Raw genomic sequence first — 23,427 nt, forward strand, 5'->3', positions numbered from 1 at the left:
CCGCGAGCGAATCGGGCCGCTACCCTAGGAGATTCGGCCCCGGGAGGAGGCCGCTACACCGTAAGGGGCTCGATATGTACCTTGACCTGCTGACGAACGCGAGTTTGCTGGACCACACCGTGTGGGCCAGCCCCGACACGTGGAACTCCGCGCTCGAGTTGGCCGCCAAGAAGAAGAAGAGCAGGGGCGGGGGCGGCCTGATCATCGGCGCGATCTGCTGCCTGCTGGTGGTCGCGCTGATCATCGGCGGCATCTACCTGCTGGCCAAGCGCAAGAAGAACACCTAGCGGCAAACATCGACGGCCCGGCTCGCGCGAAGCGAACCGGGCCGTCGTTTCCCGTTGTCTACCGACCGGCTCAGAGTCGATCGATCTCGGTCAGATCGATGTCCATATCGAACGGCACGCTTCGAGTATGTGACCTCGGGTGTGCTGACGTCGAGACCACGGGCCGGATGAAGTGAGTCATGGGCATGCGGCAGAGTGGGGCGGGTGCAGTTGATTCTCGTTCGCCATGCTCAGCCGGTCCGGATGTCGAGTTCGAGCGGGCCCGCCGATCCGGAGTTGGCTCCGGTGGGGCTGGAGCAAGCCGAGCGGGTGCCCGCGGCGCTCGGTCATCACCGGGTCTTCCGTGTGGTGAGCAGCCCGCAGCGCCGGGCCAGGGAAACGGCGGCACCGACCGCCGCGAAGCTGGGTCTCGGCGTCGACGTCATCGACGGACTCGCCGAATACGATCGCGATCTGCCTGCCTACATCCCCATCGAGGATGCCAAGGTCGAATTCCGCGACGCCTATGACCGGATCAAGGCCGGGCATCTTCCGGTGCAGGTAGACGGTGCGGCGTTCAAGGCCAGGGTGCACGCCGCCGTCTCCGATGTCGTCGCGGCCACCGATCCGGCGGACACCGTGGTCGTGTTCGCGCACGGCGGTGTGATCAACGTGCTGCTGCAAGAGGTCCTCGGGCTGGAAAGGCCGCTGACCTTCCCCATCGATTACTGCTCGATCACCAGGATCCTGTTCTCCCGGACGGGACGCCGCACGGCCGCAACCGTCAACGAGAACGGGCACGTCTGGGATCTGTTGCCGCGCAATATCGGCCCGCGCTGAGCATTCACAGCCGAGTGCCAGGCCGGTCGCATCGATTTGCCAGTGACACGATCTGAAATAGGACACGTGAGCCGCTCCGAACAGCGGTCCACGATCCGAAAGGAAGGAACTTCGTGTCGCTCTCCGAAACCGCTACTCCGCTGCGCCGTCTGGCCCGGGTCGCCGTGGCCGGCGCGCTGATCGCCGTCCCCCTGGCGGCCCTCGCGTCGACCGCATCCGCCGAAACTCCGGCGGCCCCGGGCGTGGTACAGGTGGTGGACGCACCGCAGCAGGTAGCCGACCACGACGACTGGTCGCGCCAGTCCGCACATGACGAACGGCGTGACGATCCGGGCCATGGGCAGAACGACGGTCCCGGGCGCGGACCGGACAACGGGCCCGGCCATGGGCCGGACAACGGACCGGGGCGCGGACCGAACGACGGCCAACGGCAGGACGGCCCGCAGCAGCAGTTCATGCCGCCGACCGGGTCGAGCTAGCCCGAACGGCCCAATCGAAGGGGGCCCACCTTCAAGCGCGGGGGTGGGCCCCCTTGTCAGATGAACGGTGCCGCACACAGCTACCGCCGGGAACGATAACGCCCGACGCGGCGAACGGCCTGGTGTGGCGCTCGGCCGGATCCTCGACGTGCTGCAAGCCGTTGCGATGGGGAGGAATACCAGCCGCCGCAGGCAGATACCGACGACCGGTACTGACCTACGCCTTCGGGTGGTAGCGCAGCACCGCGACGTCGCCGAGCTGGGTGACGTCGACCAAACGCATCCGCCGCGTCGAACCGCCGGGGAATTGCGCAGGATTCACGAACCGCGGCGCACTGGGGTCGCCGACCAAGGTAGGGCCGATCGCGAGGTGCAGCTCGTCGGCGAGTCCGGCCGACAGGAAGACCGTGTGCATGTGGGAGCCGCCCTCGACCATCAACCTGCCGACGCCTCGGGCTCCGAGGTTGTCGAGCAGCGCACCGAAGTCCACGGTCTCGCCGAGCGCGACCACGTCCGCCAGTTCGCCGAGCTGTTCGCGCGCCTTCGCTGCGCCGGCGTCGGTTGTGTAGACCACGGGCCGGTGCTCGTCGGTGCCGTGGTGCCAGAACTTCGCCTCCGGGTCGAGATTGCCGCTGTCGGTGACGGTCACCTTCAACGGCTGCCGGGCCCGGCCCGCGGCCGCGCGCTCGTTCTGCCGGTCGTCGCTCTTCACGATGAGCCGGGGATTGTCGGCGCGGATCGTTCCCGCTCCGATCAATATGGCGTCGCACTCGGCGCGGACCTGGTCAACCCGGTCGAAGTCCTCGGCGTTGGACAGCAACAGCCGCTCCGGGCTGGTGTCGTCGATGTAGCCGTCAATACTGGTCGCGACCGACAGCAGCACGAACGGCCGCGTCACGAGACGACCGCCCAACGTTCGGCCGCCTCGCGGAACTCGGCGACCTCGGGCAGGTGCCGCGCAGACAGCAGCTCGTCGACGGCGCGCACGTTCTGCAATACCCGCTCCGATCCGGTGCTGACGCCGACCTGCATCGCGGCCAACCCGAGCGTGGCGGCGGGCTCGGCCTCACCCGCGAGCGCGTAAGCGAGAGCCCGCCGGGAGGTGTAGACGGCCTGGTCGCGGGTGAACCCGGACTGCATTCCGCTGATCGCCCGACCGAACTGGTCGATCGCGGCGCGGTAGTCGCCGAGCGCTGCGCGCCCGTGCGCCTGGTGAGCGTCGATGTACTGCGCGTCGAGGAACCCGCCCCACACTGGATCCGCGTCGGCATCGGCCGCGAGCGTGCGGGCCCGGTCGAACGCGCGAGCACTCGCAGAGCGGTCACCGGCCAGCGCGGCACCGTATCCGGCGAATGTTGCTGCCACCGCGGCGAAACGGGTTCCAGGCGGCGCGGCGCGTTCGGCCGCCTCGGCCAACTCCATTGCCTCGGTACCGTCCTGCATGTCGTTCGCGATCTGCGCCTTCCGGATCAGGGTGGCCGCGATGCAGTAGTCGTCGCCAAGCTGATGCGACCACGTCAACGCGCGGTCGGTCCAATGCTGAGCACGGGTCCAGTTGCAGGCGTCCTGGTACAGCCACGCGGCGAACTCCGCGTAGAAGATCCGCATCCGTTGCATCTCGGCGGCGTCGCCGATGCCCGCGCGGCGCAGTTGGTTCATTATTTCGAGGTTCTGCTCGACCAGCGGGACCACCGATTGCCCGCCGTACAGGTTGTCGCTCTCGATCAACGCCGTTCGCAGCGTGCGGAAGTGGGCGGGATGGTCGATGTGACTGTGGGCCAGGGCCGCCGCGGGCTTGGCTCCCACGGCGGCGGCTAGGGCTCCTGCCCCGAATCCTGCGACTACGGTGCGACGTGGGAGTGACACGAGGACGACCTCTCCGGCGGCGGTCCGGGCGCGCACCCAGACCTGATCAGCATCACCAGCACCCGACGCGATCGGCACCAGCCGACCGGGGGTGTCATTCGCCAGCGTAACCGTTACCGGGGAACCGCCCTCGGGTTCGTCTCGCTGCGATCCGATCTCGGCGAGAACCCGCTCGAACCGCGCAACCACCTCTGGCGAGGCTTCCGCGAGCGCCGTGTCCAGCAGTTCCCGGCTGCTCGGCCGCATGTGCGCAGAGACGCCCTGAAGCTCCCAGTTCGTGACCGACCGCGACGAGATTCCCATTTTGGCCGCGAACTTTTCGACGCTGAGAAGCATCGCCTCGCGCAGCGCTCTCGATTCCACTCCGGTCCAGCGATAGATGATCATCGGCTCGCTCCAGCCCCTGCCCGTGCCGCCGTGGTGAATTCGAAAACTACACCGTCCAACCTCATCCGCCCTCGAATCGCTCAGGGCAGAGCCTGCGAAGTTGCGTTGCAACTGCATCGCTACTTCCTGGTTGCTTCCACCCGCCCTGGCGACGCTGAGACGGCACACCGGTGCTGGACCGCGGGAGATTCCTCATCACGTCTCGGATACGTACCCGGCCGCGCGAGATGTCATCTTCGGTTCGGACTGCGCGGCTGGTCCCGGCGCCGGTGCGCCCGAATCGCCTGCCGCGGAGGCCGCTATGCGTATATCGCACGACACCCGGGACCTGTGGGCCGCACGTTACCGCGACTGCGGCATCGAACCCACAGACCTTGATCTCGACCGCGCCCGTTTCATCCTCGCCAACCATGCCGCCCACGGCGGTGGCTGCCTGCCTTACCTCGCAGCGATGGCGTACTCGCAGGGATCGAAGGAGTAGGCGCGGGATGGACGCGGGCAACAGATCTCAGCGCGGATTGCCGGACTGGCACGAACTCAGCGCGGCGATCCGCTACGTCGCTGGCGACCGGCCGGGCGATCACCTAGTCACACGGTGGGCGCGCGCTCGCGCACCTGCACCGCACCCGCCGCATTGAACCCGGCCGCGCCACCGACATCGACCAGCGCCGCGCCGAGGTCGTCACGCTGATCAACCAGTGGGTGAGCACCCACCTTGCGCCGGCCACCCGCGCCGCCGATGTCGGGCCCGCCGCTGACGCACTCGCCGCCGCCTACATCGACGCCGAGGTGCTGCTGCTCGCGCAGAACGAAACCCCCGAGGAAACGCTGCACGCGGCATGGTCGCAGGTGGGTTACCTGCGCTACGCAGTGGGCCGACCTCGTGACCGCGGTCGTGGACGGACAGCCATGCCCGCCGCCGGGCCAGTGCTGATGCTCGCCGCGACGACCGCCGCGGTCATCGCCTGCGTGTTCGCCGCCGCATGGGCGCTCGCCGCGCAACCAGCGGCCGGGCCACGGTTCCGTGAGATCGATGAACGCCTCTGCCACGAACCGCCGCCCCTGCCGTTGACGGTCGAGCAGGCGCGCCAGCAGTGGGCCCGGCATGTCGGCTGCCGCCTCACCCACTGCGCGCGCAAGCGGGAGATCCAGCGGACATTGCGCGCGGCCGGAGTCGCCCCACCCCTCGACATCACATCAACGGCACCGCCCCGGCGAGGTGGTCGGCACGCCCACACAAGGAGGAAACCATGAAATTCGAATCGGCCGCGCGCTGCTCGCGGGGTGCTCCGCAGCGGTAGTGCTCGCCGGAGTAGCCGCCCCGTCCGGAGCCGCACCGGCCATCGAGCCCGTGGCGGCCAAGCCAAGCGGTATTTGCACCTTCGAGTTCAACAAGACCCCGTACGTGCTGCACAAGGCCGTTGTCGTCGGCGGAACAGTGACCTGCGATCCCGCCCCGCTCGAGTTCCACCTCACGTTGCAGCTGTGGCATCGGTCGGGCACCAGCAACCCGAAGCCGAAGGGGGAACCGGGCATTGTCACGCAGATCCCCAACCCCAGCGTCCACGTCGCCGCGATGGCGCTGGACTGCGTACCCGGCGCGTGGCAGGGCAAGATCGTCATGCGGGCCACCTGGGACACCGGGACGAACGAGGGCCGCAAAGAAACCGTGCCCATCATCCTCCAATGCTAGGTTCACTCCGGTGAAGCTGCTCGTTGTCCGTAGCGGCCCTGCTACGTGGTCGACTCGTTGGTTTGTATTGCGCTGCCACGTGCACTCCTGGTTCCGGCGCGTCTCCCGCGAGCCCGGCTATACCGGTGAAGGTCAGTGGCATCCTCACCGCGAATACGGCGGTTGGGTCATCCGTCCGGCCAGTGGGTGGCGTCGGTTTCGATGGGTAACCCCGCCCCTGCACTACACGCGCGCCATCCCTGCCGACGACATGTATGCCCTCGGCACGTGGATGCTGGCGAAGCTGGAGATGTAGACCAGGACACCGGATACAGAGAATCGCGCCCCGCCTCCGAATCCACGGAGGCGGGGCGCGTTATTCGTCGGACAGGACCTACCCGCGCGGATCGCCCTCCAGCAGCGCCACGACCGCATCGAGCGGCGGCATTCAAGACCCGCACCCGCAGGTGTCGACCAGCACGGTCACGGTCGTTCCCGCCGTGTATGTCACCCTGCGGACCGCGCGACATCCACGTCCCGAGCACCACTTGATCGAGGCCAGCGCAGAGCGCGGCCCGGCGCATCGCCACGGCGTCGTCGGGCGCGTCACGCACTATCGAATCCAGGATCGAAGGCGGGTCCGGCATCGAGTTGTCCTCGGTCTGCCAGAGATCTCCTGCCCCGCAACATCAGTCGCGCTGCGCATTTCACAGCCGATTGCCAGGCCTGTCGCACCGGTGTCCCAGTGACGGAATCTTCGATAGGACCGGTGAGCCGCTCCCGATAGTGGTTCACGGTTCGAGAGAAAGGAATTCCGTGTCGCTCTCCAAAACCGCTGCGCCGCTGCGGCGTCTGGCCCGGGTCGCCGTGGCCGGTGCGCTGATCGCCGTCCCGCTCGCGGCCCTCGCGTCGACCGCGTCCGCCGAGACCCCCGCCGACCAGGGCGAGGTACAGCTGGTGGACGCGCCGCAGCAGGGCGCCGACATCGATGGCGGGCCCCGTCGTTTCGAACGTCACGAACGGCATGACGGGCCGGGTCGTGGGCCGGACGACCGCGACTGTGGGCCGGACGGCGGCCCCGGGCCGGACGGCCCGCGGCACTTCTACAAGTTCGAGCATGTCCTGCCGCCGACCGGCTCGAGCTAATCGTACCGCCCCAACGAAAAGGCCCACCTCCGAGTTCGGAGGTGGGCCTTGTGTTTCAGCGGGGGGCTCAGGCCATGCCCGCGATCCAGTTGTGCATCCAGGAGATGGCCGTCTGACCGCCGCCCACGGGGTAGCTGCCGTACAGGGTGTGGGACTGCGACTTGTAGAAGCGCTCCAGGTCCTTGGCCCGCTGCTGGGTGGCCGAGTCGGTCAGCTGCGCTTGCAGGACCGGGACACCGCCCGAGGACATCAGGTCGCCGAGGATGTTGCCCGCCTCGATCTGGTAGCGCCACATGTTGGCGGGGTTGGCGTCCGACGCCTGGGCGAGGAAACCGGCGAACCGCGTGACGAAGTCCTCGGTGGCGGTCGCGCAGTAGAGGTCGTCGAGCGCGCAGATGGTGCGGGTGCGATCGCTGACCCAGCCGAAGCCGCCGACCCGGGGGCCGCCCGCGCCCGCACCGGGGGCAACCGGACCGACCTGGATGTCGGTGGGCGAACGGCGCGGATCGGAGATCAGGCCGACACCGGCGATGCGATCGGCGGGCACGACACTGAGACCGGTGCCGATCTCGGCGGCGAGGTCGCCTGCGGCATCCGCGCCCTGGCTGTAGCCGACCAGCGCGATCTTGGTCGCGCCGCACCGCTGCGCCATGTTCGCGATCAGGCCGCGCGCGTTGTCGACCGCCTCCTTCTTGGAGTTGCCGTAGATCTCACCTTCCCAAGGGAAGGCGGTCGCGGCGTAGGTCACGTAGTCGACTTCCGCGGAACCGGGCAGCCCCCGAGTGACGCCGGCGAGCATGCCGGGCTGCGGGGTCTTGTCCCGCCCGGTCTCCCAGGTACCCGGGATCGCCACCACGTACAGGCTCGGGCAACCGGGAGCGGCGCTCGCCGACCCACTGCCGAAAACCAAGCCGGACATCACGGTCGCGGACGCGCCCAGAGCCGCGACGACCTTCTTCCACTGCATACCGCTCCAAACCTCGCCCTCGTCGAACTGCCCGCCGAGTTGCCGCGTCAATGCTGAACTCACCGGATGTCGTTTCAGTGCACGCCGAGTGAACAACGATCACCCGACCGGTATGACGTGCACCCATTACCGCATCCCAAGATCAGCAGCACGCCGGAGATCACAATAAAGCCACGAACGCCGCAATGCCATTCGAACCTCGTAGTGTGTCGGATTTCCGATACCTGCTCGGGCTGGAGCACAGGGGAGGCGTGGGCCGGACCACCGATCGCGAAAAGGCGCCTGCGGACGAGTTGTCCACAGGCGCCTTGTTTCCGCTCCGGTAAGAGAGGGGTTCTAGCGCTGCGCCACCATGGTGGGGGTGATCGGCGCCGGGAGGGCGGTCTCGCCTTCCAGGTACCGGTCCACACCCGCGGCCGCGGCGCGGCCTTCGGCGATGGCCCAGACGATCAGCGACTGACCGCGGCCCATGTCACCGGCGACGAAGACGCCGGGAACATTGGTGGCCCAGTTCTTGTCGCGTTGCACGTTGCCGCGCTGGTCGTAGCCCACGCCGAGATCCGTGAGCAGGCCCGGCTTCTCGGGACCGACGAAGCCCATGGCCAGCAGCACCAGATCGGCCTCGAGGGTGAAGTCGGTGCCATCCACCTTCTCGAAGCGACCGTTGACCATCTTGACCTCGTGGGCATCCAAGCCGGTCACCTTGCCGTCCGCGCCGACGAAGCGCTCGGTGTTCACCGAGAACACCCGCTCGCCGCCCTCCTCGTGCGCCGAGGAGACCCGGTACATCAGCGGATAGGTCGGCCACGGGGTCGACGCGGCCCGCTCCTCCGGCGGGCGCGGCATGATCTCGAACTGGTGCACGCTGGCCGCGCCCTGCCGGTGCGAAGTGCCGAGGCAGTCGGCGCCGGTGTCGCCACCGCCGATGATGACGACCTTCTTGCCCTTCGCGTGGATGGGCGGCAGGCCCTCGTCATCGGTGACGTCGTCGCCGTGCTGCACCCGGTTGGCCCACGGCAGGAACTCCATGGCCTGGTGGATGCCGTCCAGGTCGCGGCCCGGGATCGGCAGGTCGCGGGCCAGGGTGGCGCCACCGGCCAGCACGATCGCGTCGAACTTCTCCCGCAGCTGCTCGGCCGTGATGTCGACGCCCACGTTCACGCCGGTCTTGAAGATGGTGCCCTCGGCCTCCATCTGCGCCATGCGGCGGTCGATGAAGCGCTTCTCCATCTTGAATTCCGGGATGCCGTAGCGCAGCAGACCACCGATGCGGTCGGCCCGCTCGAACACGGTCACGGTGTGCCCGGCGCGCGTCAACTGCTGCGCGGCGGCCAGACCGGCCGGACCGGAACCGACGACGGCGACCTTCTTGCCGGTGAGGCGGGTCGGGTAGACCGGGGTCACCCAGCCCTCGTCGAAGGCGTTCTCGATGATCTCGACCTCGACCTGCTTGATCGTGACCGGATCCTGGTTGATGCCGAGCACGCAGGACGCCTCGCACGGCGCGGGGCACAACCGCCCGGTGAACTCCGGGAAGTTGTTGGTCGCGTGCAGCCGGTCGATGCCTTCCCGCCAGCGGTCCTTGTAGACCAGGTCGTTCCACTCGGGGATCAGGTTCCCCAGCGGGCAACCGTTGTGGCAGAACGGGATACCGCAGTCCATGCACCGGCTGGCCTGGGTGCGCAGGGTCTCGTGGGAGAACTTCTCCTCGTAGACCTCTTTCCAGTCCATCAGGCGCAGCGGCACCGGCCGCCGCTTGGGCAGTTCGCGTGCGGTGTGCTTCAGAAAACCCTGGGGGTCAGCCACGTGCGGCCTCCATAATCGCCTCGTCCACGTCCTTGCCGCTCTTCTCAGCTTCGGAGATGGCGAGCAAAACCTTCTTGTATTCGCGCGGCATGACCTTCACGAAGTGGTTCACCTGCTGCGACCAATCGCTGAGAACGCGCTCGGCCACCGCGGAACCGGTCTGGTCACGGTGCTGGGTGATGATGTCGTGCAGCCAGGTGAAATCGTCACCGGACAACTGCTCGACGGCGTCGGCCTGCTCGGGGTTGAGCTTGGCCGCGAAGGTGCCGTTCGGGTCGAACACGAACGCCACGCCGCCGGACATACCGGCGCCGAAGTTGCGTCCGGTCTCGCCGAGGATGACCACCCGGCCACCGGTCATGTACTCGCAGCCGTGGTCGCCCACGCCCTCGACCACCGCGGTGGCGCCGGAGTTGCGCACGGCGAACCGTTCGCCGACCACGCCGCGGAGGAACACCTGACCGCTGGTGGCGCCGAACAGGATCACGTTGCCCGCGATGATGTTCTGCTCCGAGACGAACTCGCCGGGCGCGTTCAGCGACGGGCGCACCACCAGGCGACCGCCGGAGAGACCCTTGCCGACATAGTCGTTCGCGTCACCCTGCACGCGTAGCGTGATGCCCGCGGGCACGAAGGCGCCGAAGCTGTTGCCCGCCGACCCGGTGAACGTGATGTCGATGGTGTCGTCGGGCAGGCCCGCGCCGCCGTAGAGCTTGGTCACCTCGTGACCGAGCATGGTGCCGACGGTGCGGTTGACGTTCGTGATCTTGGTCTCGAACTTCACCGCCTGACCCCGCTCCAGCGCGTCGCGGCTCTGCACGATCAGCTGCTGGTCCAGCGCCTTGTCCAGGCCGTGGTCCTGGGACTTGGTGCAGCGGCGGTCCTGATACATGAACGCCGTCTCGACGTCGTCGAGGATCGGCGACAGGTCCAGCTTGCTGGCCTTCCAGTGCTGCTTGGCCCGCGAGGTGTCGAGCAGGTCGACCCGGCCGATGGCCTCGTCCAGCGTGCGGAAGCCCAGCTGCGCCAGCAGCTCCCTGACCTCTTCGGCGATGAACAGGAAGAAGTTCTCGACGAACTCCGGCTTGCCGGTGAACCGCTCGCGCAGCACCGGGTTCTGCGTCGCGACGCCGACCGGGCAGGTGTCCAGGTGGCAGACGCGCATCATGATGCAGCCCGAGACCACCAGCGGCGCGGTGGCGAAGCCGTACTCCTCGGCGCCGAGCAGCGCGGCGATCATCACGTCGCGGCCGGTCTTCATCTGGCCGTCGACCTGTACGACGATACGGTCGCGCAACCCGTTGAGCAGCAGCGTCTGCTGGGTCTCCGCGAGGCCGAGTTCCCACGGGCCGCCCGCGTGCTTGAGCGAGGTCAGCGGGGACGCGCCGGTGCCGCCGTCGTGGCCGGAGATCAGCACGACGTCGGCGTGCGCCTTGGAGACGCCCGCCGCGACGGTGCCGACGCCCGGTTCGGCGACCAGCTTCACATGGATGCGCGCCTGCGGGTTGGCGTTCTTCAAGTCGTGGATCAGCTGCGCCAGATCCTCGATCGAGTAGATGTCGTGGTGCGGCGGAGGCGAGATCAGGCCGACGCCCGGTGTCGAGTGCCGCACCTCGGCGACCCACGGGTACACCTTGTGCGCCGGGAGCTGGCCGCCCTCGCCCGGCTTCGCGCCCTGCGCCATCTTGATCTGGATGTCGGTGCAGTTGGTCAGGTAGTGCGCGGTCACGCCGAAGCGGCCGGAGGCCACCTGCTTGATCGCGCTGCGCCGCCAGTCGCCGTTCTCCTCCGGCTCGAAGCGCGACGGCGACTCGCCGCCCTCACCCGAGTTCGACCGGCCGCCGAGGCGGTTCATCGCGATCGCCAGGGTCTCGTGCGCCTCGGCCGAGATGGAGCCGTAGCTCATCGCGCCGGTGGAGAACCGCTTCACGATCTCCGAGGCGGGCTCGACCTCGTCGATCGAGATCGGGCTGCGCGCCTTGTGCTTGAACTTGAACAGACCGCGCAGCGACGCCAGCCGCTCGGACTGGTCGTCGACCAGCTTGGTGTACTCCTTGAAGATCGGGTACTGGCCGGACCGGGTGGCGTGCTGCAGCTTGAACACCGTGTCCGGGTTGAACAGGTGGTATTCGCCCTCACGCCGCCACTGGTACTCGCCGCCGACCTCGAGCTCGCGGTGGGCGCGCTCGTTGCGGTTCTCCAGGAACGCGACCCGGTGCCGCTGCGCGACGTCCTCGGCGATCTCGTCGAGGCCGATGCCGTCCAGGTGCGAGCGCAGGCCGGTGAAGTACTCGTCCACCAGGTCCTGCGACAGGCCGATCACCTGGAAGAGCTGGGCGCCGTTGTAGGAGGCCAGCGTGGAGATGCCCATCTTGGACATCACCTTCAGCACACCCTTGCCCGCGGCCTTGTTGTAGTTCGCGACCGCCTTGCGGTAGTCGGCGGCCAGGTCGCCGGTGCTGCCCGGCAGCTCGAGGGCGCCGCGCTCGAGCATGTCCTCGATGGTCTCGAAGGCCATGTAGGGGTTGATCGCGGCGGCGCCGAAGCCCACCAGGGTGGCCATGTGGTGCACCTCGCGGGCGTCACCGGCCTCCACGACGAGGCCGACCATGGTGCGGGTGCGCTCGCGCACCAGGTGGTGGTGCACCGAGGAGGTCAGCAGCAGCGACGGAATCGGCGCCAGCTTCTCGTTGGACTCGCGGTCGGACAGCACGATGATCCGGGCACCGCCATCGATGGCGGCCGACACCTGGGTGTTGATCGCCTCCAGCGCCTTGCGCAGGCCCTTGCCGCCCTTCTTGACGGGGTACAGGCCGCGCACGACCACCGAGCGCAGTTCGGGGTGCGATCCGTCGTCGTTGATGTGCACGAGCTTGGCCAGCTCGTCGTTGTCCAGGATCGGCTGCTCGAGCGCGATCATGTTGCACGACTCCGGCCCCGGGTGCAGCAGGTCGGCCTCCGGCCCGATGTTGCGCTTGAGGCTGGTGACCACCTCTTCCCGGATCGCGTCCAGCGGCGGGTTGGTGACCTGCGCGAACAGCTGGGAGAAGTAGTCGAACAGCAGGCGCGGGCGGGCCGACAGCACCGCGATCGGGGTGTCGGTGCCCATCGAGCCGAGCGCTTCGCCGCCGGTCTTGGCCATCGGCGAGATCAGCAGGTTGAGCTCCTCGGTGGTGTATCCGAAGATCTGCTGACGGATCAGCACGCGGTCGTGCGACATGTGCACGTGCGGGCGGTCGGGCAGGTCGGCGAGGCGGGACACGCCCGCGTCCAGCCACTCCTGGTACGGGTGCTCGGCGGCGAGCTGGGACTTGACCTCTTCGTCGCCGACGATGCGGCCCTGGGCAGTGTCGACCAGGAACATGCGGCCCGGCTGCAGGCGCGCCTTCCTGACCACCTTGGACGGGTCGATGTCCAGCACACCGACCTCGGAGGCCATCACGACCAAGCCGTCGTCGGTCACCCAGATACGGCTCGGCCGCAGGCCGTTGCGGTCGAGCACGGCGCCGACGACGGTGCCGTCGGTGAAGCACACCGACGCGGGGCCGTCCCACGGCTCCATCAGCATCGAGTGGTACTCGTAGAAGGCCCGCTGGCGCGGGTCCATGGTGTCGTTGCGTTCCCATGCCTCGGGAATCATCATCAGCACGGCGTGGGGCAAGCTGCGGCCGCCGAGATGCAGCAGTTCCAGCACCTCGTCGAACCGGGCGGTGTCGCTCGCCCCCGGGGTACAGATGGGGAAGATCTTCTCCAGCCGGTTCTTGCCCGCGGAGTCGACGCCGAAGACGTCGCTGCGCAGCAGCGCCTCCCGGGCGCGCATCCAGTTCTCGTTGCCGGTGACGGTGTTGATCTCACCGTTGTGCGCCACCCGGCGGAACGGGTGCGCCAGCGGCCAGGAGGGGAAGGTGTTGGTGGAGAACCGGGAGTGCACGATGCCCAGGGCGCTCTCCACCCGGGAGTCCTGCAGGTCCAGGTAGAACGCGCGCAGCTGCGGCGTGGTGAACATGCCCTTGTAGACGAAGGTCTGCCCCGACAGGCTCGGGAAGTAGACCGACTCCCTGCCGACCGCGCCCTCACCCGCACCGGCCGACCCCAGCTCGTGCTCGACCCGCTTGCGCACCACGTAGGCGCGACGCTCCAGATCCATCTCCGACAGCGGATCGGAAGCGTTCTTCGGGGAGGCGATGAAGATCTGCCGGAAGCTCGGCATGGCGTCGCGGGCCAGCGCGCCGAGCGACGACTCGTCGATCGGCACCTCGCGCCAGCCGAGGACCTCGAGGCCCTCTTCCTTGACGATCTTCTCCACGCCGTAGGCGGCGCGCGCGGCTTCGCGGCGGGCCTGCGGCAGGAAGGCGATACCGGTGGCGTAGGAGCCCTCCGGCGGCAACTCGAAGTCCACGATGGCGCGGAAGAACCGGTCCGGGACCTGGATCAGGATGCCCGCGCCGTCGCCGCTGTTGGGCTCGGCGCCCGCGGCGCCACGGTGCTCCAGGTTCAACAGAGCCGTAATAGCCTTGTCGACGATGTCGCGGCTGCGGCGGCCGTGCATGTCGACGACGAATGCGACGCCGCAGGCGTCGTGCTCGTTCGCCGGGTCGTAGAGCCCGATGGGTCCAGGTGACCTGTGGCCAGGAAGTTGCGTCATGCCTCTGCCTTCAAGAAAGTCGGCCTTCGAAGAAAACGGCCTTTCGCCGAACGCCTCCGTACAAGACTGCGCCCGTACGTTCCGAAGCCAGCCGCGCTGATGGTCTTCGGCGTGCAGTCAGGTCTGCAGTTGTCTCTCCACCCGCTTCTGTGACGTAGTGGGTGCCCTTCGGTAACGGATCCCTAACAAGATCCTTACCTCCGAGCGGGTGCTCGCCCGCTACGCTGAGCACCTGGCTAGGGCTGCCCGAGCGGGCGAGGTAGCCGAACGTTCTGTGTTCGGCGTAAGAGCAAACGATAAGTCAGGTCCAGGGCCCAACCAACTTAGGTTGTGCTAATAACCATGTTTAGCTGGGCTTCTGCATTTGGTCCTCCACGTGTGCGCGTCGTCCAGTGTAAAGCAGCGAGTGCCTTGCGATCGATCCCCATGGCACCCGGTGCCAGCTGGGGAAACCGGCGCGCGACACCCACCCGAGACTTTCCTCACTAAGCCCGGAAACCGCCCTCACCTGCGTCGAAGTGGATTTCCCCGCTGGACGGCGCGGCAAACCAAGCGGCAGCGGCTAACTCGGCAATCGGCCCGTTGAGATATTTCCGACACCGGCGTGACAAGCCATGAATGTGATCCGACCGTCCGGCCTCGTTTGCCTGCTGTGTCATTCAGCACATAACCAGCAAATCTCGGGAAGTGGTGTTGGACACATCTTTCCGCTGACGCGCCACAGCGCCTGCGCGGCCCGGCCTACGACCGGCAGAGCGAGACGGCGGCCCGCACCAGCGCCGCGCGGTGCAGGGCGTCCCCGTTGCCCGTGGTGAACACCCCGAAGACGCTGCGCGCCAACCGTTCCGCGCAGTCCGGCGCGGTCAGCTCGGCGCGGTGCATGTCGAGCTGGTCGAGGATCTCGACATTCACGCGGTCGATGACCGGGCGCACCGAGGAGAGCCCTGCGGGCGCGATGGGCGCGGCGGCCGGGTCGAAGCGCCACCGCAGCATCAGCCCGCGCTGCACCGTCTTGTTGGCCTCGATCTGCCCGAGGAAGACCTGCCGCACCCAGTCCTGGGGCAGGTCGCGTCCATCGCCCAAGCGGGCCATCACGTCGTAGACCTCCGCCTCCCTGGCCGGATCATCGATCGTGGGCTCGATGCCGAGCTCGCCCGCGGCCACCCACTTCGCGGCGGCCACCGCGTCGGCGGTGCCCAAGCGCTCGACCACCAAGGCGACCAGCCGGTCCATGGACTCGTCGGCCGAAGCGGCGCCCGCGCCGGCCGGCCACATCAGCAGTACCGCCGCCAGCAGCGTCCAACCGACTCGCGCACGTCGTGACCTCCTGGGATCGCCCGCATGGAAACGAATCACCGCGTCAGCGTAGGCGAGGTCACCCGGCCCGCCCGGCGCGCCGCGGACCGGGCTGTGAGCCTGGCCACAATCCGGCCTCCCCTGCTCGCTGGGCACCCCCGGGGCCTGTCACGCTGTCACAACGAATCCGTGACAGTTTCGTCGCGCCCGCGAAAGCGCCTGGGACGTAGAGGATGTGCCTTCCGATGACCGTCACCGGCTTGTTCACCTGGCTCGGCGGGGGCCGGACCAGCGCGATCACCGATCGTCACGAGCGTGCCGGATACGCCGTCACCGGTGCTGTCGTGTTGTTGTTCGCCGGTATCTCCGGCGTGGTCGCCGCCCTGGCCGCGGCGTCCGCCTGGCCCTGGTGGGCAGCGACGGCGGTGGGCATCGTGGTCGGCGCGCTGACCGGCGCGCCGGCGCGTGCTCTGGCCACGGCGCGGCCGAGCGGAGGACCGGATCGGCTCGGGCTGCTCGCGGGCTTCGCGGTCGCCGTGCTGGCCGGTGGATTGCTCGCGGAACTGGCGGCGATCGTGCTGTTCAGCGGATCCGTCGACCGGGTGCTGGATGAGAAGGCGCAGCGCTCGCTCGATTCGGCGCCTCGGGTCGTCGCGGCGCAGGCCGAACTGGACCGGGCGAAGGGCGACCGGGCCGCGCTCGAACAGGCGATCGGCATGGCCCAGAACGATATCGATCACGCCCTCGTGATCGCCCGCTGCGAATTCAACCCGGCCCCCGAGTGCCCGCGCACCAGGATCACCGGCGTGCCCGGTCGCGGGCCGGAGGCGCGGACGGCCGACGCCATGCTCGACGACGCCCGCAAGCAACTCGCCACCGCGCAGGCCCGGGTGGATGCCGCGGACCGCCGGATCGACGCCGACCAGGACGCCTTGGCGGCCGCGCGGACCGCCGCCTTCGACGACACCGATCGCGGACTCGGCGCGCGCTGGCAAGCGATGAACGACTACACCGTGCACCATGCGCTGCCGCTGCGCATTCTCACCATCGTGGCGTTCGTCGCACTCGCCCTGCTGCCACTTGTGCTGCGGTGGTGGCGTGGCGAGACTTCGTTCGACCGGCACAACGCCGCCCGCACGGTGCACGATCGCGCCGAGCGCGACGCCGACGCGGCGATCGCGGTCAAGCAGGCCGAAATGCGCACCGAGGCGGAGATCCTGCGTGCCGAGCAGCAGCTCACCGCCGCCCGTCTCGCCGTCGAGGCGGACACGGCCATCGACCGGGAGCGGGAGCGCACCCGCATCATCGCGGCCATCGGCGGCATCGAGATCGGCATCACGGAGCCGCCGCGCCGCCCCGAACTTCCCGCCGCGGCGGAAGACCGAAAGGACAGCGACATGCCCGACGAGGTGACGCCGAACCTACCGGCGCCGGTGGCCGTTCATTCGCCCGCCGTCGCTGCCCCGCAGGCGGCGCCGCAGAGCGGCGGACTCGAACTGCCCCTGATCGGCACGGTGCCGTTCACCGACACCGCGGCGCGTCTCATCCGTCCGCTGGTCCCGTCGTTCGTCGCCAACGCGATCGACACGGCGACGCATCCGCTGCGCACCGCTCGGCAGGCGTTCGAGGAGGTCGAGGAGATCACGTTCACGCTGCGGCGCACCCGCAAGGTGACCATCGACGGCCAAGCCACGCATCCGCAGGCCGTCGGCTACCAGCCACAGCCCGGCTCCCCCGAGATCGCGCACGCCCAGCACGTCGCCTCCACCGTCGTCGACGCGGTGCCCCGCTACTCCTCGCTTCCGCCGACCGGCGCCGCGGGCTACGGCCTGCCCACCGGCGCCCGGCGCGACGAACTGCCCGGTCGCCGATACCCCGAACTGCCGGAATCCGACCGGCGGGAACTGCCGCCCGGGCGCTGACCGGTCCCCCTACGCTGCGCCACGTCCTCGCCGCAGACAGCGGCGGGGTAGCGCGCGCCGCCACCGACACCTCGGACTAGGGGTACCTCGGTGGTCGTCGCCACCGTCTCGGCCCAGACCGTGCGAGTACGAGTTCGGTCGGACTGCGTGAGCCCGGATGCCGAAACGGCCCTGCGGCACGGGGCGAGGCCTCGGCCTACGCTGCACCCATGCAACACAGGGAGGTGACGCTCGCCGCGGCGCCGTGGGGCTCGCCATTGCTCGGGTCCGCCGAGGAGTCGTCGGGGCTGCGGCGCCTTCGCATTCAGTTGTTGCTCACCGTGCCCACCCTGTTGGGAAACCTGACGGGCATGGTGGTGTCGATCGTGCTGGTGGGCTTCGTCCTGCCGGGGCCGTCGGTGTTCACCCGGGATCTCCTGCTGCTCGACGTGCTCGCAGCACCGCTGTACGCGAGCTGCGCGCTGCTGCTCGGCCTGTGGTGGGGCACGACCCGCGGGCTGCGCGCGCTGCGGTGGGCCACCGATCCGCTGCACGTGCCCACCGAGGAGGAGCAGGCCGCGGCCACGGTGGTACCGCGCAGGCTGGTGCGTAACCAAGCGCTGCTGTGGTTCGGCGGCCTCGTCCTGCTGACCACCCTGTACGGCCTGGCCGAACCGCGGCTGATTCCGAAGGTGGCCTTCGGCATCGCGCTCAGCGCCATCGTGGTGTGCGCGAACAGCTATCTGATCATCGAGTTCGCGCTGCGGCCCGTCACCGCGCGGGTGCTGGAAGCCGCGGCTTCCGGTCGGCGCCGCGGCATCGGCGTCTTCGGACGCTCACTGGTGGTGTGGGTGGTCGGATCGGGCGTTCCGGTGGCCGGGATGATGGTGCTCGCGGTGTCGGCGCTCGTGATGGACGACGTGTCCAAGGCTCGGCTGGCGGTCTGCGTGCTGTCCCTCGGCGGAGCGACCTTGATCTTCGGCCTGCTGCTGATGACGCAGACGCTGGCCGCGACCGTCGCCCCGATCCTCGGGGTGCGCCGCGCGATGCGCCAGGTGGAGGACGGCGATCTCGCTGTCGCGCTGGCGGTCTACGACGGCACCGAGCTCGGCGAGTTGCAGAGCGGTTTCAACCACATGGTGGAGGGCCTGCGGGAACGCGAGCAGATCAGGGACCTGTTCGGCAGGCATGTCGGGCGCGAGGTCGCCGCGGCCGCGCTGGCGGGCGATCCGACGCTCGGTGGCGTGGAGACCGACGCCGCGGCCCTGTTCATCGACATCGTCGGCTCCACGACGATGGCCGCGACCATCCCAGCGCCGGAGATGGTCGCCCTGCTCAACCGGTTCTTCGCCATCGTGGTGGACGAGGTCGAGCGCCACGGCGGGCTGGTCAACAAGTTCGAGGGCGACGCCGCGCTCGCCGTCTTCGGCACGCCCGCGCCGCTGGCCGATGCCGCGGGCGCGGCGCTGGCCACCGCCCGCGCGATCCGGGCCCGGCTCGACGCCGACGCGACCGATTTCGTCGCGGCCATCGGCGTGGCCGCCGGCCGGGTGGTGGCGGGCAATGTCGGCGCTCATCAGCGCTACGAGTTCACCGTCATCGGCGACGCGGTCAACGAGGCCGCGCGCCTGTGCGAGCTGGCCAAGCAGCAGGGTCTGCTGCTCGCCTCCGGTGCCACCGTCGCGGCGGCCGCCGAGGCCGAGGCCGGGCAGTGGCAGCTCGGCGAATCCGTCACCCTCCGCGGCCGCCTCACACCGACCCGGCTCGCGCGTCCCGCCTGAGTCCTTCAGCGGGACGCCCGCTCGACCTTCGCTGCGGCGCCCGCGCACGAGGACGTCCGCTGCGCCGAGCCCGCGGGAACGGTGCGACCGGATCGGCCGGTCCCGAGTGCCGTCCCGATCGCGTGCGACCGGCGCGAATCGCAACGGCGACCGGCCCGGCGCCGGGCGGACGACCCCGGCCCGCGCTTGACCGCTCCCGTTCGGAAGCGCCCTGACCAGCGATCACATCCGCGCGGCGCGCAACCGGAACGCCACCAGCGCGGCTGCCAACAGGATCGATGTGGTGCCGATCGCCGCGAAGTGGATGCCGGAGACGAACGAATCGTGCACCGAGGCGAGGAACGCGTTTCCGGCGGCCTCCGGCAGCTCACGGGCGAAAGCCGTGGCCGCGCCGAGGGATTCCGAGGCGGCGTCGGCCTGATCATCCGGCACGTGGCTCAGGTCGAGGCCGTTGCGGAAGATCGCCATGACCACGCTGCCGAGAATCGCGACGCCCAGCGCGATACCGGTCTCGTAGGCGGTCTCCGACACCGCGGCGGCCGCACCCGCGCGGTCCGCGGGCGCCGAGCCGACCACCAGGTCCGACGACACGGTCAGCGCGACGCCGACACCTGCCCCCACGAACAGGAAGCCGAGCACGAACGGCGTCGTGCTGGTGGCCGCCTCCGGGCCCAGCCATCCGAACAGCGCCGCGCCCACCGCCGCGGTGATCAGCGCGCCGCCCAGCACGGTGCCCGGCCGCAGCCGCCGCACCAACCAGGCCGCGGCGAGCGAGGCGATCATCCCGGCCAGCAGGCCCGGCAGCAGCAGCAAGCCCGCCTGCATCGGCGAGCGTCCGAGCACCAACTGGAGGTACTGCGAGCCGAAGAACAGCACACCGGCCAGCGCGAACACCGCGAGCAGGCTGGTCACCACCGCCGTACGGAAGGTGGGCAGCGCGAACAGCGCCAGGTCGAGCATCGGCCGCGCGAGCCGTCGCTGTCTGCGCACGAACCCCGCACCCGCAAGCGCACCGAGCGCGCCGACCAGGACCGGTCGCATCCCCGGACCGTGCGCCGCGACCTCCTTCACCGCGTACACCACGGGCACCAGGGTGAGCATCGACAGCACGGCGCTGGGCAGGTCGAAGCGGCCGGGCTTCGGATCGCGCGACTCCGGGATCAGCACCGGCCCCAGCCCGATCAGCACCAGCATGACCGGCAGGTTCACCAGGAACACCGAACCCCACCAGTAGTGCTCGAGCAGCCAGCCGCCCAGCAGCGGTCCCGCCGCGGCGCCGCCGCCCGCCATCGCGCTCCACACCGCGATCGCGACCGTGCGCTGCCGCGGATCGAGGAACATCGACCTGATCAGCGCCAGCGTCGCGGGCATCAGCGTCGCACCGGCGACGCCTTGCAGCACCCGCGCCGCGATGAGCATCTCCGGCGTCGGCGCCCACGCCGCGAGCACGGAGGCGATACCGAATCCGGCCGCGCCGAGCAGCAGCAGCCTGCGCCGCCCGATCCGGTCCCCCAGGTTCCCCATGACGACGAGCAACCCGGCCAGCACGAACGAGTACACGTCGATGATCCACAGCAGCTGGGGCGTGGTCGGGGCGAGATCGGCGCTGATCGCGGGTACGGCCAGGTCCAGCACGGTCGCGTCGATGGCGAGCAGTAGCAGGGCGAGCGCGAGCACGGACAATCCGGCCCACTCGCGCGCTCCGGCGCGGGGTGGCGTGGTGGCCGATCGTCCGGTGGGCCGCGCGGTCTGGGTGTTCATGACTTTCTCGACTTCCGTCGTCCATTTTCTTACCGTCCAGACGGTATAGTAACCGACCAACCGTCCGGACGGTATAGTCGAGCCCGTGACCGCTGACACCCGCGACCGCATCCTGGACGCGCTCGAGACCTTGCTGCTGGAAAAAGGCATGTCGCAGGTGACATTGGAGAACGTGGCGGCCACCGCGGGCGTCTCCAAAGGCGGCTTGCTCTATCACTTCAAGAGCAAGGACGCGCTGCTCGCGGGCCTGGTCCGCAGGCTGGCCGACCGTGCGGGCAAGCAGCTGGACGGCGCGGTCGCCAGAGGCGGCTCGGTAGCCGAGTGGTACCTACAGACACCCAACCCGGACGACGCGGCGGAAGCGGTGGAACTGGAGCTCTACCGGTCCATGCTCGCGACCATGCGCACGATCGACGCCACCCCGGAGCCCGACGAGGTGCAGCAGGCGCTGGTCGAGATGATGAACGCCTGGTCGGACGGTCTGGACGCGGAGGTCGCCGACCCGGTGCAGGCCGACCTGATCCGGCTCGTGGGCGACGGCGTGTACCTGCGCGCGCTGCTCGGCCTCCCGCCCATCGATCCGGTTCGCTACCGGCACGTGGTGGACCGCTTACTGCGCCGCTGACGGCTAGACTCGGCCCGTGCTGCCAGCCGCCGAACCGGCCGGCGCCGTCGGGGCGGGAACAGATCCGGTACCAGGGTCTCCTGGAACGACGGTGCCGATCCGACCGCTGAGTTTTCGTGAACTGCTCGATGCGCCGTTCGCGCTGATCCAGGCGAACATCCGCGCCATCGCCGGTTCGATCGTGCCGGGCTTGCTCCTGGCCGAGGCCGTGGTCGTCGCGGTGACCGCGGGCGTCTCCGAGCTGACCGGCGGTTCCGACGCGGGCACCGCCTGGGCGGCGATCGGGTCCACCGCGGCCTGTGCCTGGTTGCTGCGGTTCGCGTTACGCGGCACGACCGTGGCCCTGGGGCTCGCGACCGTCGGTGGCGCGCCGATCGGCCGCAGCACCGCGTTGCGCCGATTCGGTGCGACACTCGGCCCGCTGCTGGTGTTCCAGCTGTTGTTCACGCTGGTGGGCGTCGGCGTGCTCGCGGTGAGCGGCTTGCCCATCGTGACGCTGCCCCTCGCGGTGCTCTGGCTGGGCTGGCTGCGCGCCCGCCGCTGGGTCGCGGTGCCGGTGCTGTTCGTGGAGCGCACCTCGCACCGCGACGGAATCGCCCGCGCCAAGCTGCTCGCCGAAGGCGCGGAGTGGCCGACCGTCGGGCTCTGGATCGCGCAACGCGTCCTGTTCGGGCTGCTGGCGATCCCGCTGCTGGCCATTCCGCTGTACGTCTCGGACTTCTCCGGCACGCACCGGTGGCCGGTGATCGTGCTGACCACGTCGGCGGTGCTGCTGCTGACGGCCTTCGGCGAAGTGGTCGAGGCGTCGTCGCGGGTGGTGTGCTACCTCGATCGCCGTTGCCGCAGGGAGGGATTGGACATTCGCATTCCCCGGCAGGAGACGCGATGAGCGATCCGACACCGCCGGAGATCCCGTCGGCTCGGCATCCGGGTGAGGTCCGGCTGACCAAAGGTCCCCACGCGACCGACGACACGGCGCCCGGCGCGCCGCGGCTCGGCGCCGCCGCCGATCATCGGGCCGCCGCCGAATCCGCCGCGCAGCACCGCGATTTCGACCGTGCTTTGCGGGAACGTTTCCGTGCCGTGCTGCGCGGCCTGGAACAGGGCGGTGTGCTGGAGGTCCGGCGCTCGCGCACCGCGCGGGAAACCGCCGACGACGTAACGACCGCGTTGCCGCTCGAGGTCGCCACCGAGATCCACCCCGCCGCGCACAGTTTCGACGAGGTGGTCTACGGCGGACGCCGCGCCACCGAAGACGAATACCGCAGGCTGGAATACGCCGACCGGTTCTCCGCCTCCGCGCCGCCACCCGCGCCGGAACCGGTCGAGGTCGAGGCGGTCGAGAAGGCGCCGCGCACCAGGCGCAGGCTTCCCCCGCTGCCCGGTCTTCTGCGCGACCCCCGGTTCTGGGCGGCGCTCGCCGCGACGGCCGCGCTACTGCTGCTGGTCTACGGCGCCCTGCAGTCCTGCGGTGCGCCCACCGCGCCCACCCCGCCGCCGCCGCAGCCGCCACCGGATCTGCCTGATGTCCCTCCGCCCAGCCGCCCCGGCTTCGGGGCGGGCGACGACCCGATCTGGGACCGGCTGCCCGCACCGGTCTTCTACGGCGGCGTGCAGTTCCTGATCGCCGCCGCACTGGTGGTGTGGTGGCGGGCCCGCAGGCGGGGCGCACTGGTGCGCGAGCCCCGCCCGGTCGAGGTGGCGGCGAACGAACTGCTCGCCGGCCACGCCGCCCTCTACCGCCGCTCGAAAGACCACGACCACGTCGTCGGGAAGCTGCGGGCGGCCACGCTGCGCCGCATCCGCGCCCCGCTCGGCATCGCGGCCGACACCACGCCGGACCGCATCGTCGCCGTGGTCGCCGCGCGCGTCGGAGCCCACCCCGCCCAGATCGGGGCCGCCTTGTTCGGCCCGGTGCCCGACCCGGGGACCCTGCGGGTGGTCGCCGCTCAGCTCGAATGGATCGAATCGGAGGTCGGATGAGACGCC

20 protein-coding genes are annotated in these 23,427 nt (G+C 69.6%); 12 read left to right on the forward strand and 8 right to left on the reverse strand.

Annotation, left to right across the window (positions count from 1 at the left end):
• Positions 1-74 precede the first annotated feature (74 nt).
• From ACZ6DL_RS07955 to ACZ6DL_RS07965, 3 genes are all read left to right on the forward strand, one after another.
• The gene (locus tag ACZ6DL_RS07955) at positions 75-287 is read left to right on the forward strand and encodes a hypothetical protein (protein ID WP_063048442.1); all 213 of its coding nucleotides are present in this window, start codon (positions 75-77) and stop codon (positions 285-287) included.
• Positions 288-491: 204 nt separating this feature from the next.
• Positions 492-1,106: a histidine phosphatase family protein gene (locus ACZ6DL_RS07960; protein WP_466049882.1), complete on the forward strand. Its 615-nt coding sequence runs from the start codon at positions 492-494 to the stop codon at positions 1,104-1,106.
• Between the two features lie 113 nt (positions 1,107-1,219).
• Complete coding sequence (locus ACZ6DL_RS07965) at positions 1,220-1,585, forward strand: hypothetical protein (RefSeq protein WP_466049883.1); 366 nt, start codon at positions 1,220-1,222, stop codon at positions 1,583-1,585.
• 217 nt (positions 1,586-1,802) lie between these two features.
• On the opposite strand, the gene ACZ6DL_RS07970 is transcribed toward ACZ6DL_RS07965, so the two are convergent.
• Together ACZ6DL_RS07970 and ACZ6DL_RS07975 are read right to left on the reverse strand one after the other, a co-directional pair.
• Positions 1,803-2,483, reverse strand: a complete 681-nt coding sequence (locus ACZ6DL_RS07970; protein ID WP_466049884.1) for a RibD family protein — start codon at positions 2,481-2,483, stop codon at positions 1,803-1,805.
• A complete protein-coding gene (locus ACZ6DL_RS07975) occupies positions 2,480-3,838 on the reverse strand; it encodes a helix-turn-helix domain-containing protein (RefSeq protein WP_466049885.1) in 1,359 nt (452 codons plus the stop codon). The genes ACZ6DL_RS07970 and ACZ6DL_RS07975 overlap by 4 nt, the downstream gene beginning before the upstream one ends.
• A gap of 301 nt (positions 3,839-4,139) precedes the next feature.
• Between ACZ6DL_RS07975 and ACZ6DL_RS07980 the strand changes: the two genes are divergently transcribed.
• Complete coding sequence (locus ACZ6DL_RS07980) at positions 4,140-4,319, forward strand: hypothetical protein (protein WP_466049886.1); 180 nt, start codon at positions 4,140-4,142, stop codon at positions 4,317-4,319.
• Positions 4,320-4,426: 107 nt separating this feature from the next.
• On the opposite strand, the gene ACZ6DL_RS07985 is transcribed toward ACZ6DL_RS07980, so the two are convergent.
• Positions 4,427-4,552, reverse strand: coding sequence for a hypothetical protein (locus ACZ6DL_RS07985; protein WP_466049887.1), 126 nt, complete (start codon positions 4,550-4,552; stop codon positions 4,427-4,429).
• On the opposite strand from ACZ6DL_RS07985, the gene ACZ6DL_RS07990 reads away from it, so the two are divergent.
• The 3 genes from ACZ6DL_RS07990 (at position 4,541) to ACZ6DL_RS08000 (ending at position 6,656) form a co-directional block, all read left to right on the forward strand.
• Positions 4,541-5,092: a hypothetical protein gene (locus ACZ6DL_RS07990; RefSeq protein ID WP_466049888.1), complete on the forward strand. Its 552-nt coding sequence runs from the start codon at positions 4,541-4,543 to the stop codon at positions 5,090-5,092. The two genes, ACZ6DL_RS07985 and ACZ6DL_RS07990, sit on opposite strands and share 12 nt — an antisense overlap.
• A gap of 97 nt (positions 5,093-5,189) precedes the next feature.
• Positions 5,190-5,531 carry a hypothetical protein gene (locus ACZ6DL_RS07995; protein ID WP_466049889.1) on the forward strand — a complete coding sequence of 114 codons (342 nt, stop codon included), beginning with the start codon at positions 5,190-5,192 and terminating at the stop codon, positions 5,529-5,531.
• 795 nt (positions 5,532-6,326) lie between these two features.
• Positions 6,327-6,656: a hypothetical protein gene (locus ACZ6DL_RS08000; protein WP_466049890.1), complete on the forward strand. Its 330-nt coding sequence runs from the start codon at positions 6,327-6,329 to the stop codon at positions 6,654-6,656.
• Positions 6,657-6,723: 67 nt separating this feature from the next.
• On the opposite strand, the gene ACZ6DL_RS08005 is transcribed toward ACZ6DL_RS08000, so the two are convergent.
• The 4 genes from ACZ6DL_RS08005 to ACZ6DL_RS08020 all read right to left on the reverse strand — a co-directional run bounded on the left by ACZ6DL_RS08005 (position 6,724) and on the right by ACZ6DL_RS08020 (position 15,430).
• The gene (locus ACZ6DL_RS08005; protein WP_466050472.1) at positions 6,724-7,623 is read right to left on the reverse strand and encodes a cutinase family protein; all 900 of its coding nucleotides are present in this window, start codon (positions 7,621-7,623) and stop codon (positions 6,724-6,726) included.
• Between the two features lie 336 nt (positions 7,624-7,959).
• Positions 7,960-9,429 (reverse strand): glutamate synthase subunit beta, encoded by a 1,470-nt coding sequence (locus tag ACZ6DL_RS08010; protein ID WP_357127461.1) that lies wholly within the window; start codon positions 9,427-9,429, stop codon positions 7,960-7,962.
• On the reverse strand, positions 9,422-14,074 hold the full coding sequence (gltB, locus tag ACZ6DL_RS08015) for a glutamate synthase large subunit (RefSeq protein WP_466049891.1): 4,653 nt from the start codon (positions 14,072-14,074) through the stop codon (positions 9,422-9,424). The genes ACZ6DL_RS08010 and gltB overlap by 8 nt, the downstream gene beginning before the upstream one ends.
• Positions 14,075-14,815: 741 nt before the next feature.
• The gene (locus ACZ6DL_RS08020) at positions 14,816-15,430 is read right to left on the reverse strand and encodes a chorismate mutase (RefSeq protein WP_466049892.1); all 615 of its coding nucleotides are present in this window, start codon (positions 15,428-15,430) and stop codon (positions 14,816-14,818) included.
• Positions 15,431-15,615: 185 nt separating this feature from the next.
• Between ACZ6DL_RS08020 and ACZ6DL_RS08025 the strand changes: the two genes are divergently transcribed.
• Together ACZ6DL_RS08025 and ACZ6DL_RS08030 are read left to right on the forward strand one after the other, a co-directional pair.
• Complete coding sequence (locus ACZ6DL_RS08025; RefSeq protein ID WP_466049893.1) at positions 15,616-17,292, forward strand: DUF4407 domain-containing protein; 1,677 nt, start codon at positions 15,616-15,618, stop codon at positions 17,290-17,292.
• A gap of 209 nt (positions 17,293-17,501) precedes the next feature.
• Entirely contained in the window at positions 17,502-19,052 is a 1,551-nt protein-coding gene (locus ACZ6DL_RS08030; RefSeq protein WP_466049894.1) for an adenylate/guanylate cyclase domain-containing protein, read from the forward strand.
• Between the two features lie 222 nt (positions 19,053-19,274).
• On the opposite strand, the gene ACZ6DL_RS08035 is transcribed toward ACZ6DL_RS08030, so the two are convergent.
• Positions 19,275-20,813: an MFS transporter gene (locus ACZ6DL_RS08035; RefSeq protein ID WP_466049895.1), complete on the reverse strand. Its 1,539-nt coding sequence runs from the start codon at positions 20,811-20,813 to the stop codon at positions 19,275-19,277.
• 85 nt (positions 20,814-20,898) lie between these two features.
• Between ACZ6DL_RS08035 and ACZ6DL_RS08040 the strand changes: the two genes are divergently transcribed.
• From ACZ6DL_RS08040 to ACZ6DL_RS08050, 3 genes are all read left to right on the forward strand, one after another.
• Positions 20,899-21,438, forward strand: a complete 540-nt coding sequence (locus ACZ6DL_RS08040; RefSeq protein WP_391461017.1) for a TetR/AcrR family transcriptional regulator — start codon at positions 20,899-20,901, stop codon at positions 21,436-21,438.
• 91 nt (positions 21,439-21,529) lie between these two features.
• The gene (locus tag ACZ6DL_RS08045) at positions 21,530-22,327 is read left to right on the forward strand and encodes a hypothetical protein (protein WP_466049896.1); all 798 of its coding nucleotides are present in this window, start codon (positions 21,530-21,532) and stop codon (positions 22,325-22,327) included.
• Positions 22,324-23,421, forward strand: coding sequence for a DUF4129 domain-containing protein (locus ACZ6DL_RS08050; protein ID WP_466049897.1), 1,098 nt, complete (start codon positions 22,324-22,326; stop codon positions 23,419-23,421). The genes ACZ6DL_RS08045 and ACZ6DL_RS08050 overlap by 4 nt, the downstream gene beginning before the upstream one ends.
• Positions 23,422-23,427 lie beyond the last annotated feature (6 nt).

Source organism: Nocardia sp. NPDC041819 (assembly GCF_055590505.1).

What these genes read in the sequence shown, in the direction of transcription:
- ACZ6DL_RS07955 (WP_063048442.1), top strand. Translation starts at nt 75, where the DNA reads ATGTACCTTGACCTGCTGACGAACGCGAGTTTGCTGGACCACACCGTG.
- ACZ6DL_RS07975 (WP_466049885.1), bottom strand. Translation starts at nt 3,838, where the DNA reads ATGATCATCTATCGCTGGACCGGAGTGGAATCGAGAGCGCTGCGCGAG.
- ACZ6DL_RS07980 (WP_466049886.1), top strand. Translation starts at nt 4,140, where the DNA reads ATGCGTATATCGCACGACACCCGGGACCTGTGGGCCGCACGTTACCGC.
- ACZ6DL_RS08005 (WP_466050472.1), bottom strand. Translation starts at nt 7,623, where the DNA reads ATGCAGTGGAAGAAGGTCGTCGCGGCTCTGGGCGCGTCCGCGACCGTG.
- gltB (WP_466049891.1), bottom strand. Translation starts at nt 14,074, where the DNA reads ATGACGCAACTTCCTGGCCACAGGTCACCTGGACCCATCGGGCTCTAC.
- ACZ6DL_RS08025 (WP_466049893.1), top strand. Translation starts at nt 15,616, where the DNA reads ATGACCGTCACCGGCTTGTTCACCTGGCTCGGCGGGGGCCGGACCAGC.
- ACZ6DL_RS08030 (WP_466049894.1), top strand. Translation starts at nt 17,502, where the DNA reads ATGCAACACAGGGAGGTGACGCTCGCCGCGGCGCCGTGGGGCTCGCCA.
- ACZ6DL_RS08035 (WP_466049895.1), bottom strand. Translation starts at nt 20,813, where the DNA reads ATGAACACCCAGACCGCGCGGCCCACCGGACGATCGGCCACCACGCCA.
- ACZ6DL_RS08050 (WP_466049897.1), top strand. Translation starts at nt 22,324, where the DNA reads ATGAGCGATCCGACACCGCCGGAGATCCCGTCGGCTCGGCATCCGGGT.